This is a genomic window from Halorubrum trapanicum (assembly GCF_017873555.1).
GTDB lineage: Archaea > Halobacteriota > Halobacteria > Halobacteriales > Haloferacaceae > Halorubrum > Halorubrum trapanicum.
The window spans coordinates 151,058-164,683 of record NZ_JAGGKE010000001.1 but is presented as its reverse complement, the minus strand read 5'-3'; the positions used below and the strand labels follow the sequence as shown (position 1 = coordinate 164,683).

The 13,626-nt window shown below is 69.5% G+C and carries 10 protein-coding genes; 3 read left to right on the top strand and 7 right to left on the bottom strand.

The genetic code is table 11. The features are described from left to right. The first annotated feature begins 117 nt into the window (after positions 1 to 117). The 3 genes from J2744_RS00805 to J2744_RS00795 all read left to right on the top strand — a co-directional run bounded on the left by J2744_RS00805 (position 118) and on the right by J2744_RS00795 (position 4,647). Positions 118 to 1,101, top strand: a complete 984-nt coding sequence (locus tag J2744_RS00805; RefSeq protein WP_209543196.1) for a DUF7260 family protein — start codon at positions 118 to 120, stop codon at positions 1,099 to 1,101. A 183-nt stretch (positions 1,102 to 1,284) separates the two neighbouring features. Beyond that, positions 1,285 to 3,405 (top strand): AMP-dependent synthetase/ligase, encoded by a 2,121-nt coding sequence (locus J2744_RS00800; RefSeq protein ID WP_209543195.1) that lies wholly within the window; start codon positions 1,285 to 1,287, stop codon positions 3,403 to 3,405. A 63-nt stretch (positions 3,406 to 3,468) separates the two neighbouring features. After that, positions 3,469 to 4,647: a sensor histidine kinase gene (locus J2744_RS00795; RefSeq protein WP_209543192.1), complete on the top strand. Its 1,179-nt coding sequence runs from the start codon at positions 3,469 to 3,471 to the stop codon at positions 4,645 to 4,647. Positions 4,648 to 4,698: 51 nt separating this feature from the next. Here J2744_RS00795 and J2744_RS00790 read toward each other — a convergent pair whose 3' ends face one another. The 7 genes from J2744_RS00790 to J2744_RS00760 form a co-directional block, all read right to left on the bottom strand. After that, on the bottom strand, positions 4,699 to 6,075 hold the full coding sequence (locus J2744_RS00790) for a tRNA (N(6)-L-threonylcarbamoyladenosine(37)-C(2))-methylthiotransferase (protein ID WP_209543190.1): 1,377 nt from the start codon (positions 6,073 to 6,075) through the stop codon (positions 4,699 to 4,701). A 92-nt stretch (positions 6,076 to 6,167) separates the two neighbouring features. Further along, on the bottom strand, positions 6,168 to 6,488 hold the full coding sequence (locus tag J2744_RS00785) for a helix-turn-helix domain-containing protein (RefSeq protein ID WP_209543188.1): 321 nt from the start codon (positions 6,486 to 6,488) through the stop codon (positions 6,168 to 6,170). Positions 6,489 to 6,567: 79 nt separating this feature from the next. Continuing rightward, positions 6,568 to 9,156: a hybrid sensor histidine kinase/response regulator gene (locus tag J2744_RS00780; RefSeq protein ID WP_209543186.1), complete on the bottom strand. Its 2,589-nt coding sequence runs from the start codon at positions 9,154 to 9,156 to the stop codon at positions 6,568 to 6,570. Between the two features lie 101 nt (positions 9,157 to 9,257). Next, positions 9,258 to 10,127, bottom strand: coding sequence for a succinate--CoA ligase subunit alpha (gene sucD, locus J2744_RS00775; protein WP_209543184.1), 870 nt, complete (start codon positions 10,125 to 10,127; stop codon positions 9,258 to 9,260). Further along, a complete protein-coding gene (gene sucC / locus J2744_RS00770) occupies positions 10,124 to 11,269 on the bottom strand; it encodes an ADP-forming succinate--CoA ligase subunit beta (RefSeq protein WP_209543182.1) in 1,146 nt (381 codons plus the stop codon). The genes sucD and sucC overlap by 4 nt, the downstream gene beginning before the upstream one ends. A gap of 128 nt (positions 11,270 to 11,397) precedes the next feature. Continuing rightward, complete coding sequence (locus tag J2744_RS00765) at positions 11,398 to 12,090, bottom strand: CPBP family intramembrane glutamic endopeptidase (protein WP_209543180.1); 693 nt, start codon at positions 12,088 to 12,090, stop codon at positions 11,398 to 11,400. Between the two features lie 54 nt (positions 12,091 to 12,144). Further along, positions 12,145 to 13,554 (bottom strand): class II fumarate hydratase, encoded by a 1,410-nt coding sequence (locus tag J2744_RS00760; protein WP_209543178.1) that lies wholly within the window; start codon positions 13,552 to 13,554, stop codon positions 12,145 to 12,147. Between the last annotated feature and the right edge of the window lie 72 nt (positions 13,555 to 13,626).

Sequence of the window (13,626 nt, the reverse complement as noted above, 5' to 3'; positions counted from 1 at the left end):
TAACCTGTCCGCATCGATCTGATCACCGTCGGCGATCACCCGGTATCCGTGTTGAGTGGTAACGCGGCACTCTCACGGCCCAAAACGCTTTGTGCGTGTACCGTGTTAACAGACGCAATGAGCGTACAGACTGGGTCGACGGCGGTCTTCCAGATCCCCGATCAGGGGGTGACAGCGGCGGGGTGTTCGAGCGTCTGGTGCGAACTGGGCGCGATTGCGACCGAGCCGGGAGTGGTCACGGCGGTCGCGATCGCCGGGATCCTCGCGCTGCTCGCGTTCGCGTACGTCCGCGACGCCGAGGCGGCCTGCCGCGGCGAGCGACGACGCGTCCTCGACGAGCGGGACGCGTTCGAGGCGTTCGCCGACCGGGTGGCCGAGATGGACACCGTCCCGGTCGCGACGGACTCGAACCCGTCCGGCGTGCCCGCCGGTGCGCTCGGTAGTATCGGTTCGGCCGGGAACGGGATCCCGCCCGACGGCGGACCGTCCGGCGGCGACGTGACGCTCCGGCGGGTGCTGGCCGCGTACGACGACACCGTGCTGTCGCTGCCGCATTACCGGGCCGAGTACGACGAGACGGCGGCGGAGAGCCTGGCGGCCGAACTCGGCCCGGACACGGCGACCGCGCTGGCGTCGGACGGCGGGCTGTCGAGCGGCGCCAAGTCGGCGCTCGTCGACCGGAGTCGGCGCGCCGCTGACGCGCGCGACCGGCTGGCGGGCGCGATCGACGAGGAGATCGACGAGCTGGCCGACCGGGAGACGACGCTCACGGCGATCGACCGCCGCCGACAGCGACTGCTCGCTCACCTGGAGGGGGTCCGATCCGGGCGCGAGACCGACGCGGCGATCGACATCTGGAACCGACTGGCGGAGCTGGAACGAGAGTGCGACGAGCTCGCCGCCGACCGACAGTCCTCGCTCGACGACCCGCCGTTGACCCCCAACCTCGACGGCGACGACCACGAGCGGACGTTCTACGGCTACCTCTACGGACCCACCGACGGGCCGCGCTATCCGGTGTTGGCGCAGGTGGCGGAGCTCGCAGACCGGATCCGCACGGACAGAGACGGCGTCGGGACGCGGATCGCCGCCGACCGCTGACCTCCGGGAGCGCTCTCGAAAGATTTCGCCGTCGGGAACGACTATCGGGAGGCTTCGCCACCGCGCTCGACGACCGGTGAGAACGGCTCGGAGACGCGGGCGGTCGTCCGGACCGGAGAGACCCGCAGGGAGAAACTCCAAACTACCGGATTGTTTATGAGGGTAGGGCGGGACTGAGTTCGTATGAGTTGGCAGGAGGCGGAACGAGCGTTCACGGACCCCGCGATCGCCCGAGAGACGCTCCCGCGGATGTTCGAGGGGACCGCGGAGCGGCACGCGGACCGGCTCGCACAGCGGTACAAGGGGGGGATCCACGACCGGTCGCTCGTCGCCGAAGACGTCGTCCCGTCGGCGCCCGCGGGGGAGTACGCCGACCTGACGTACGGCGAGATGCGCGGGATCGTCCGGAACCTGGCGGCGGGGCTCCGCGAGCTGGGCGTCGACGGCGACACCCGCCTGGCGATGTACTCGAAGACCCGCATGGAGTGGGCGCAGACGGACTTCGCGGCGCTGGCCGCGGGAGCCGTAGTCACGACGGTGTACGCTTCCTCGTCGCCGAACCAGCTCCGGTACCTGCTGGAGGACCCGGAGGCGACCGTCGTCGTCGCCGAGAACCGTGAGATGCTCGGCGACGTGCTCCGGGTACGGGGCGACCTCGAACACGAACTCGACGCGATCGTGACGATCGACGACGTTGACGCCGAGGCGGTCGCGGCCGAGATAGGGGGTGGGGAATCGACGGCCGACGGCGAGGCGTCGGTCGGCGATGCGGAATCGGTCGACGACGTGTACACGCTCGGCGAGGTTCACGAACTCGGCGACGCGGCGTTCGGCGAGTCGACCTACGAGGGGTGGCTCGACGCGGTCGACGCCGGCGACCTCGCCAGCCTGATCTACACCTCCGGGACGACCGGGAAGCCGAAGGGCGTCCGGCTGACGCACGCGAACTTCCGCGACAACGTCTCGCAGTGTTACCGGCGGTTCGCGGACCGGCCCGACCGCGACCCCGAGGTGCCCGGGATCTCGGCGGAGTCGACGACGCTCTCGTTCCTCCCGCTCGCGCACGTCTTCGAGCGGATGGCCGGCCACTACATGATGTTCGCCGCGGGCGCGACCGTCGCGTACGCGGAGAGCCCCGACACCCTCCGCGAGGACTTCGGACTGGTGCGTCCGACGACGACGACGAGCGTCCCGCGCGTCTACGAGAAGCTGTACGACGCGATCCGCGAGCAGGCGAGCGAGTCGCCGGTCAAGGAGCGCATCTTCGAGTGGGCGGTCGAAGTCGGCCGCGCCCACCACGAGACCGACGACCCGGGCGCCCTCCTCGACGCCAAGCGCGCGGTCGCCGACCGGCTCGTCTTCTCGTCGGTCCGGGAGGCGATCGGCGGTAACATCGACTTCTTCATCTCCGGCGGCGGGTCGCTGTCGGCCGAGCTCTGCGCGCTGTACCACGCGATGGACCTGCCGATCTTAGAGGGGTACGGTCTGACGGAGACGTCGCCCGTCATCAGCGTCAACCCGCCGGAGCGGCCGAAGGTCGGCACCATCGGCCCGCCGGTCGTCGACACGGAGATCGCGATCGACGGCGGAGTCGTCGGCGAGGAGGTCGCGGACCTGGCCGGCAACGTCGGCGAACTGCTCGTTCGCGGCCCGCAGGTGACCGACGGCTACTGGAACCGGCCGGACGCGACCGCGGAGGCGTTCGTCGACGCCGGAGAACTCTCCGAGAGCGTCGTCACCGCCGGGACGCCTCCCGACGAGCGCGTCGGCATCGGCGGGGACAGAACGGACGACGGGGAGTCGACCGCGGCCGCGGAGCCGTGGTTCCGCACCGGCGACATCGTCCAGCTCCGCCCGGACGGGTACGTCGCCTTCCGCGAGCGCGCCAAGCAGCTGCTCGTGCTCTCGACCGGGAAGAACGTCGCGCCCGGCCCGATCGAGGATCGGTTCGCCGCCAACGAGTTCGTCGAGCAGTGCGTCGTCCTCGGCGACGGCCGGAAGTTCGTCTCCGCGCTCATCGTCCCGAACTTCGAGAAGGTCGCGGCCTGGGCCGACGACAGCGGGATCGACCTCCCCGACGACCCCGCGGCGATCTGCCGCGACGACCGCGTCCGCGAGCGGATCCAAGCGGAGGTCGACCGCGTGAACGAGGAGTTCGAGTCGTACGAGCAGATCAAGCGGTTCCGGATCGTCGAGGAGGAGTTCACCGAGGCGAACGACCTGCTCACGCCGACGATGAAGAAGAAGCGGCGGAACATCCTCGACCGGTTCGCCGACGAGGTCGAGCTGATCTACGACGAGTAGCCCCGCCGAGACGCTCCGACTCCCCGGGAAACCCATAAACGTCGCGGGGGAGTACGACTCTCGATGGCCTCCCTCGTCTCCCCCCGAACGGGGTTCGTCGCGCTCGGCGGGATCTGCGCCGGGCTCGGCGCGCGGCACCTGGCGTTCAACGGCGGAGGCGCGGGCGTGCTGCTCGAGTTCGGGCTGATCGTCGGACTCTCCGGTGTGGCCTTCTACACCGCGTACGACCTCCCGCGGTGGGAGGTCTCGCCGTCCGGACGGTGGCGGGCGGTGCGGATCGGCGTCGGGACCGCCGCCACGTTCGCGGCGCTCGCCGTCGTCGTCTGGCTCATTTGGCTGCTCGAACAGCAGCCGTTCAAGCTCTCGTTCCTGCTTTCGTTCGCGGCCAGCCTCGGAGCGGCGGTCGGATCGCGGGCGGGGCTGTACGCGGTGAAGGCCGACGAACAGCTCATCGAGGCACAGGAGCTGGCGACCCTGCTTTCGATCAACGACCGCGTGCTCCGCCACAACATCCGCAACGAGCTCTCGGTCGCGCTCGGCCACCTCGACGGGATCGAGGACGCGGCCGACAGATCGGAGATCGGGGACCGAGCGCGAATCGCTCGGAGCCACCTGGAGGAGCTGGTCGAGACGAGCGAGCGAACGCGCCGCATCGCGTCGATCTGGCGGACCGAGACGCTCCAGTCGTTCGACATCGTCACCGTCGTCGAGGCGCGAGTGGGCCAGTTGACCGCGGAGGCGCCCGGAGTGACGGTTCGAACGGAGCTCCCGGACAGCTGTATTGTTCGGACGCATCCGTCGCTCCCGCTCGCGTTCGAGGAAGCGCTTCGGAACGCGATCGAACACAACGACGACGACCTGACGATCACGGTTCGCGTGCGGCGAGACGAGGACGCGACGACGCTCGTCATCGAAGACACCGGACGAGGAATCCCACAGATCGAACGGCGGACGCTTCAGAACGCCGAAGAAACGGCTCTCGAACACACCGAGGGACTCGGGATGTGGCTGATTTACTGGACCGTGACGCGGGCGGGCGGAACGGTCGAGTTCGCCGAAAACGACCCGCGGGGGACCGTCGTCCAGATCCGGCTCCCCCACCGACCCGGATCGCCCCGTTCGGTCGGCGGGAAACCGAGGGGTCCTGAGCCGAAGCAGTGGCAGTCGGACGCTCCGAGGTCGGGGCGCTCGAAATCGGACGATCCGAAATCGGACGAGGCGAACTCAAGCGAAGCCGAATGAGTCGGACCGCCGGCTCCTCGCGGGCGACGAGCCGATTCGGTTCCCGAACCGCTACGCCGAGGAGACCGTCGATTCCGGGCGGTCGTCGCGCTCGACGGAGTCGTCGACGCGGTCGCGCCCGGTTGGGTCGCGCCCGGTTGGGTCGCGCTCGGCCGGGTCGCTTTCGGTCGCCGCCGCCGTGACGGGTTCACCGAACGCGTACACCGTGTTGTGGCCGGTCACCTCGACGGTGAGGAAGTCGCCGACCTCGACCCCGCGGTCGTTCGCGTTCTGGACGATGATCTGGCGGTAGGCGCCGTCGCGGCACTTCACGGAGTCGCCGGTCCCCTCCTCGACGACGAGCACCTCGAACGTCTCGCCGACCATCGACTCGTACGCCTCGCCGACGACCTCCATCTTCAGCTCGGACATCGCCTTCGAACGCTCCTTCTTGACGGTCCCGCCGAGTCCCTTCATGTCGGCGGCGTCGGTGCCGGGGCGCTTCGAGAAGCGCGTGACGTTGATCTTCTCCGGCCGGACCTCGGCGAGGAGGTCCATCGACAGCTCGTGGTCCGCCTCGGTCTCCGTGGGGAAGCCGACGATGAAGTCTGTCGAGAGCGTCCAGTGGTCGAGCCGGTCGTCGAACGTCTCGACGACCTCGCGGAACTTCTCGACGCGGTGTTGCCGGCGCATGTCTTCGAGCACGTCGTCGGAACCGGACTGAACGGGCGCGTGGATGAAGTCGTACAGCTCCTCGTTCTCGGCGAACACGTCCGCCAGCTCCTCGTGGATCCCGTGGATCCCGCCGGGGTTCGCCATCCCCAGCCGGACCCGGAACTCGCCGTCGATGTCGCAGATCCGGTCGAGCAGGTCGGGCAGCTTCCGGTCCCCGTTATCCCAGCCGTAGACGCCGGTGTCCTGACCGGTGACGCGGATCTCCTTCGCGCCGGCGTGGACCAGGGCACGCGCCTTCTCGACGTTCTCCTCGATCGGCGGGGAGTCGACCCGGCCGGTGGCGAACTTGGTGATACAGTACGAGCAGTTGCTCATACAGCCGCGCGCGATGGGGAGGATGCCGACGACGCCGTCCAAGACCGGCTCGGCGTCGGGGGTGACCGTCGGGCACTCGCCGTTGAGCACGTAGGAGGGGACCTCGTCCCAGTGGAGGATCTCGGCGTCGACGTCCGCCTCCGCGAACAGCTCGCCCTGCGCGAGCGCCATACAGCCGGTGACGACGAGTTCGGCGGTCGTCTCCGACAGCTCCTCGGCGCGGCGGAGCATGTTCTGTTCAGTTTTCTCGACGACGGTACAGGTGTTGAGGATGGCGACGTCCGCGTCTTCCGGGCCGTCGGCCGGGCGGTGGCCCCCGTCGCGGAGGGTGCGCTCGATCTCCCGGCTCTCGCCCCGGTTCGAGCTACAGCCGTACGTTTCGATGTGGTACGTCGCCATCTGAGTGCGCTCACTACCGGTCCCGGGGGCAAAAGCGCGACGGATCCGGGCGTCCGGGCCGCGGCAGCGCGACGAGTCCGGACCTCGGGGGGTCAGTCCTCGGCGACCGCGGCGGTCGGCGCGTCGGTCTCGGAGACCGACTCCGCGGGGGCGTCAGGCTCGCCGACGGCGTCGCGTTCCGCGGGCGGAACGGCCTGGTAGACCGACCGGCGGGCGTCTCGGGGGCACAGCCCCTCCTCGACGAGGCCGACCTCGGTGAGCTTCTCGACCGCGAATCGGACGGTTCGAGTGGAGAGACGGGTCTCCTCGGCGAGACCGGTCTGGTCGAACCGGCCCTCCGCGTCGAGCACGTAGTAGACCAGCTTGGCGCTCGGCGGGAGCGGTTCGAGCAGCTCGCGAGTTCCTTCGTCCATATCGATTTATAGGGGCGAATCGCGCATAACCGTGGCCCGCCTGTGCGCCCACCACGCACGTCAACCCCGTTTTTATATATCAGTTGTCGGTCCGGAACTCGAAGCGAGCGCCGCCGTCGCCGTCGATCGACATCTCCCAGCCGTGTGCGGCCGCTATCTCGCGCACGATCGCGAGACCGAACCCCGTCCCGTCCGGCGTACTCGACCGCCCGTAGGTCGCCGCCTCGTCCGGGTCGATGTCGAAGCCGGACCCGTCGTCCGCGACGTAGAACCCGTCAGGGAGCGAGCCGACGGAGACGGTGAGTCCGTCGTCCGTCGAGCCGTGTTCCACGCTGTCGCCGGACTCCGTCCGGCTGCCCGTCGAGCCGTGCTCGATGCTGTCGTCGGGTTCCACCCGACTGCTCGTGGAACCGTGTTCCACGCTGTTCGCGAATAGGTTCTCGAAGAGCGTCCGGAGCCGCTCCGGGTCGGCGTCGACCGCGGACGTCGCCTCCGACACGTCGAGCGTCGCGGTCGCGGTGTCGACGGTACCCCACGCGCGCTCGGCCGCCGCGTCGAGCGGGACGGACTCGATCTCGTCGACCGTTCGGCCCTGTCGCGCCAGCGCGAGGAGGTCTTCTATCAGCTGTGTCATCCGGTGGTGTGCGTCCTCGACCCGGTCGAGCTCGGCGAGGACGGCCGCGTCGTCGGTCAACGACCGAGCCATATCGGTCCGGCCGGCGGCGACGTTGAGCGGGCTCCGCAGGTCGTGAGAAACCAGCCCGGCGAACTTCTCCAACCGCTCTATCTCCCGCTGGAGCGCGGCGTCGCGGTCGCGCAGCTGCTCGGTCCGCTCGGCGTGATCGAGCGCGACCGTGACGTTCGCGGCGAGGACGCGGGCCAGTTGGAGGTCCGTCTCGTCGAAAAAGTCCGGCTCGCGCGAGCCGAGCGGCATGACGCCGTGGTCGCCGAGCGGCACGGCGAGCAGGCTCCGGAGCTCGCCGTATCCGACCGCGGTGTCGACCGCGTCGAGGTCGTCGACGACGACCGGCTCGCCGGCGTCGAACGCCTCCCAAACGCGACCGTCTCCCGGACCGAACGCCGGTCGGTCGCCGAACGCCTCGGTCGCCTCCTCGCTTATCGCCGTCGGGCAGAGGACGTTCGCGTCGGGGTCGTACAGCCGAACGCCGCTGCTCGGGAACTCGAGGATGTCGATCGCCGCGCGGGCGGCCAGTCCGGCGATCTCCGCTCTGTCCTCGCCGTCGAACATTCCTCGAGTCGTCGCGTGGAGCTTCCTGAGAGTTCGCTCGACGCGCTTCTGTTCGCCGATGTCGGCGTAGACGGAGTAGATAACGGTCTCGTTCGACCGCTTGACCGGGATGACGTGGAGGATGAAGTCGCGTAACCCCTCCGTGGTCCGGCGACGCACCTCGAGCCGTGAGGGTTCGTCGCGTTCGAGCACCGCCGCCGGGTCGAGCCGGTCGCCGCCGTCGGGGATGATCTCCGCCCGGATCTGCTCGTACCCGCTGTCGGCGCCGTACCCGAACGTCTCCTCGAACGCCTCGTTGGTGGCGTCGAGCCGACGCGCGCCGTCGCCGAGCGCGACGGTTCGCACCGCCGGGAGCGGGAGGTCGTGGAACAGCGCCGTCAGCCGGTCCCGCTCCCGACGGAGCGCGTTCTCCGTCTCGATCTGCTCGATGGCGTTGGCCGCGTGGGCCGTCAGTAGCTCCGCGAACTCGACGTCGCGCTCGTCGAACGCGGCGTAGCCGTTCGAGACGGTCTGTAACACGCCGTGCGAGCCGATCGGGACGCTGATCGCCGAGCGAATGTCGTCCGCGACCGGGTCCGCCACCTCCGACCCCTCCCGCCGGTCGGCCCGGGCCGACGCCTGCCCCGGAGACGAGGGGTCCTCCAGCTGGTCCGGGTCCGTGGGATCGACGCTGAGGTTGTCGACCACCATCGTCTCCTGCTCGGCGACCGTGGTCCCGACGACGCCCTCGCCGACGTCGAACGTCCGGACCTCATCCTCGGTGACGCTCTCGGAGAGGACGGCGGGGACGACCCGATCGCCGCGCCGGCGGGCGGTGACGCACCGGTCGAACTCCAGTATCTCCTCGGCCGCGTCGACCGTGCGGTCGAACACCGTCGCGACGTCGGTCACCGACGCCAGTTCCGTCGCGAACTCGTGGATCGCCGTGACCTTCGCGTTCACCTCGCGGAGGTCGCGCTCGGCCCGGCGGCGTCCGAGCGCGTTCGCGACGCTGTTCGCGAGCATCTCGTAGCGGTCCCGGCCGGTCCCCTTCTGGAGGTAGTCGGTGACGCCGGCCGAGATGGCGTCGCTCGCTATCTCCTCGCTTCCCTTCCCGGTGAACAGCACGAACGGGAGACCGGGATCGATCGAACGGACCCCCTCGAGGAGTTCGAGTCCGTCGCGGCCCGGCATGTCGAAGTCGCTGACGACGCAGTCGACACGCCCGTCTCGGACCACGTCGAGCGCCTCGTCCGGCGACGTCCGGGTGACCGTCTCGATGTCCTCGACGAGCCGTTCGACGTGGGTCGCGGCGAGGTCGGCCGCCCCCGGCTCGTCGTCGACGAACAGGACGCGCCGAAGCCCGTCGCCGCCCGATCCCGACGGGTCTGACGCGGCCGAGTCGGTCTCTTTCGACGAGCCGCCGGGACCGGCATTCATGTCCGTTAGTTGCCCTACCGGTAATTTTAGCTTTCGCTCCAGCTACCGGAATTGAAAACCGGGTCGCGGCGAACGGAGGGGGTCGCCGATGAGACGGCCGCTTACAGGAACTCCTCGACGTGGTCGGCGACCTCCTCGGGGGTGTCGCCGACGGGGACGCCCGCGTCGTTGAGCGCGTCGATCTTCGACTGCGCCGTGCCCGTGCCGGAGCCGGAGACGATGGCGCCCGCGTGGCCCATGCGTTTTCCCGGCGGCGCCGTGCGCCCGGCGATGAAGCCGGCGACCGGCGTGTCCATGTGCTCGCCGATGAAGCGGGCGGCCTGCTCCTCGTCCTCGCCGCCGATCTCGCCGCACATCACGACCGCGTCGGTGTCGGGGTCGGCCTCGAACGCCTCGAGGGCGTCGACGAAGGAGGTGCCGATGATCGGGTCGCCGCCGATGCCGATGGCGGTCGACTGGCCCAGCCCGCGCTCGGTGAGGTTGTCGACGACCTGGTACGTCAGGGTGCCCGAGCGGGAGACCAGCCCGACGTTGCCGTCCGAGAAGATGTTGCCGGGGAGGATGCCGAGCTTCGCCTCGCCGGGCGTGATGATCCCGGGGCAGTTCGGGCCGAGAAGGCGGGTGTCCGTCTCGCTCAGGCGCTTGTTCACCTTCGCCATGTCCTGGGTCGGGATCCCCTCCGTGATCGCGACCGCGAGGTCGAGGTCCGTGTCGAGCGCCTCGAACACCGCGTCGCCGGCGAACGCCGGCGGCACGAAGATGACGGAGGCGTCCGCGTCCTCCGCCTCGACGGCCTCGTCGACGGTGTCGTAGACCGGGACGCCGTCGACCTCCTGCCCGCCCTTGCCGGGCACCGCGCCGGCGACGACGTTGGTGCCGTACTCGATCATCTGGCCGGCGTGGAACTTGCCTTCCCCGCCGGTGATACCCTGTACCACGACGCGCGTGTCGTCGTCGACGAAAATGCTCATTGGGTCACCTCCTCGGCGTTCTTCACCGCGCGCTGGACCGCGTCCTCCAGCGTCTTCTCGACCTCGACGAGGTCGGTGTTCAGAATCTCCATCCCCTCCTCGGCGTTCGTGCCGGCGAGTCGGACGACGACCTTCTTGGGGATCTCGTCGAACTGCGCTAAGGCCTCGTTGATCCCCTTGGCGACCTCGTCGCCGCGGGTGATCCCGCCGAAGATGTTGAAGACGACGGCGTCGACGTTGTCGTCGGAGAACACCATGTCGAGCGCCTGCGTGACGCGCTCGGCCTTCGCGCCGCCACCGATGTCGAGGAAGTTGGCGGGCGCGCCGCCGTAGTAGTCGACCAGGTCGAGCGTCGTCATCACGAGTCCGGCGCCGTTGCCGATGATACCGACGTTGCCCGACAGGCGGACGTAGTCGAAGCCGTACTCGCCGGCCTTGCGTTCGAGGTCGTCCTCGTAGGACTCCTCGGCCATCTCGGCGAGGTCGGGCTGGCGGAACAGCGCGTCCTCGTCGATGTTCATCACGGCGTCCGCGGCGACGACGTCGCGGTCCTCCGTGATCATGACGGGGTTGACCTCGATCTCGGAGGCGTCGTTCTCCTCGTAGAGGTCGTACAGCGTCGAGAGAATCGACGCCACGTCGAGTGCCACGTCGGCGTCGACGCCGGCCTCGTAAACGACCTTCCGGGCCTGGTACGGGTGAAGCCCGAACGCGGGGTCGACGTGTTCGCGCGCGATCGCGTCGGGGTTCTCCTCGGCGACCTCCTCGATGTTCACGCCGCCCTCGGTCGACACCATCAGGACCGGCTTCCCCTCGCCGCGGTCCATCGTGACGCCGACGTACAGCTCGTCGACGAAGTCGACGCCGGCCTCGACGAGGACCCGGTCGACGGTGTATCCCTTGAGGTCCATCCCCAGGATCTCGTCGGCGTACGCCTCGGCCTCCTCGCGGTCCGTCGCGATCTTGATCCCGCCGGCCTTCCCGCGGCCCCCCACGTGGACCTGCGCCTTGATCGCGGCCGGGTAGCCGATCTCGTCGACGGCGTCGAGCGCCTCGTCGACGCTCGTCGCGAGCCGGGAGTCCGGAACCGGGATCCCGGCGTCCGCGAAGATAGACTTCGCTTGATATTCGTGAAGTTTCATCCGTGTGGGATCGGTACCGACATCGGCTTAAATGGTTCCGATTCGGCGCGGACGGACGCGCGACCGCCCCCGTCGCCCGCTCGGTCGCGCGCGTCGGGGAGCCGTCCGACAGCAGTCGGCGGGCCGGCTCACCCGTACGCCTGCCCCAACGCCGACATCCCCCACACGAGCACGTGTGCGACGACGACGGGAGCGAGCGTGCGGCGGCGGACGTACACGGCGGTGAAGACCGCGGCGACGGCCGCGATCTGGACGAGGTTCCCGACCGGCCAGACGACGGCGTGCGCCGCGGTGAAGGCCCCCCACGCGATCCCGCCGGCGACGAGGGGGCGCCCCGTGTACGCGAGCAGACGCTCGATCGCGTAGCCCCTGAAGAGGACCTCCTCGACGACGCCGGCGGTCACCGCGCCCGCGAGGGCGACGCCGAGGCTCGCGCCCGCCGTCATCGTTCCGGCGTCGTCGGCGACCCGGAGTCCCAGCGCCTCGATCGCGGGATCGGTCGCCGCGAACGCGAGCAGCGCCGCGGCCGCGGCCGCGAGGAGGTAGCCGAGGTCGATCCACGCGGGACGCCGGAAGCCAACGTCCGGGAGCGACTGCCCCTCGACCGCGACGGCCACGCCGAGGACCGCGGCGGCGACGGTCCACTGGACCGCGAGCTCGCCGATCGGACCGATCTCGACGAACGACTGGCTCAGGAAGGAGAAAAGCGGCAGCGCGAAGAGCGCGACCGCGACGTTAGCGAGCGTCACCGGCGGAATCTCCGTGACCCCGGACAGGAGACCGTCCGCGGTCTCGGGGGGAGGGCTATCCGCGTCGGGCATCATCCCCGTAATGTAGCCGCGGGGACATAAACGTGATCCGGCGATTTCGGCCCGTCAGTCGTCGTCGCCGAGGATCACGCGGTGGGTCATCGACTCGGGGTCGAGCACCTCGTCGGCCTCCGCCTCGGTGAGGTACCCCTCGCTCACGGCGACCTCGCGGACGCTTTTGTCCTCGGCGAGCGCCTTCTTCGCGACCTTCGAGGCCTTGTCGTAGCCGATCGCGGGGTTCAGGGCGGTCGCCAGCGCCATCGACTGCTCGACGCGCGTCTCGCAGTGCTCCTCGTTGGCCTCCAGCTTCGCCACGAAGCGCTCGCCGAACGTCGCCGCGACGTTCGAGAGCAGCTCCGCCGATTCGAGGAAGTTGTGCGCGATGACGGGCTTATAGAGGTTCAGGTCGATCTCGCCGCGCGCGGCGCCCGCCGAGACGGCGGCGTCGTTGCCGACGACCTGCTTGTGGACCTGATTGACCGACTCCGCGACGACCGGGTTGATCTTCCCGGGCATGATCGAGGAGCCGGGCTGGTTCTCCGGCTGTTCGACCTCGCCGAGACCGTTTCGCGGTCCCGAAGCGAGCAGCCGCAGGTCGTTGGCGATCTTGTTGAGGCTGCCCGCGATCGTGCGCAGCGCGCCGTGGGCCTCCGCCATCGCGTCGTGGGCCGCCTGCGCCTCGAAGTGGTTCTCCGCCTCGCGGAACTCGGTGCCCGTCTCGTCGGAGATGTACTCCGCGGCGAGTTCGGGGAACTCGGGGTGGGTGTTGAGTCCGGTCCCGACCGCGGTGCCGCCCAGCGCGAGTTCGCGGAGGTTCGACTGAACGGTCTCGGCGCGCTCGATACCCTTCGCGACCTGCGTCCGGTAGCCGCTGAACTCCTGGCCGAGTCGAATCGGCGTGGCGTCCTGGAGGTGCGTGCGGCCGGTCTTGACGACGCCGTCGAACTCGGTCTCCTTGGCTTCGAGTTCGGCGTGGAGGGTCTCGAGGGCGGGCACGAGGTCCTTCTCGACGGCTTCGAGCGCGGCGACGTGCATCGCGGTGGGGATCACGTCGTTGCTCGACTGGCCGTAGTTGACGTGGTCGTTGGGGTGGACGACCCGGTCGCCGATCTCCGCGCCCGCGATCTCGGCGGCGCGGTTGGCGATCACCTCGTTGGCGTTCATGTTCGAGGAGGTGCCGGAGCCGGTCTGGAACACGTCGACCGGGAACTGGTCGTCGTGCTCGCCGGCGATGACCTCGTCGGCGGCGGCGACGATCGCCTCCGCGGTGTCCGCCTCGATGAGGTCCAGGTCCCGGTTCGCCTGCGCCGCGGCCTTCTTGACGACGCCGAGCGCGCGGATGAACCGGCGGCTCATTCCGATCCCCGAGACTGGGAAGTTCTCGACGGCGCGCTGGGTCTGTGCGCCCCAGTAAGCGTCCGCCGGCACCTGCATCTCGCCGAGGCTGTCCTCCTCCGTGCGGTAGTCGTCACCCATGCGCTGACCTTCCCGCGAGACGCTGTAAAAGCTATTGGAAGCCGCCAGCGCGCGGGAACGCGCATCCGAATA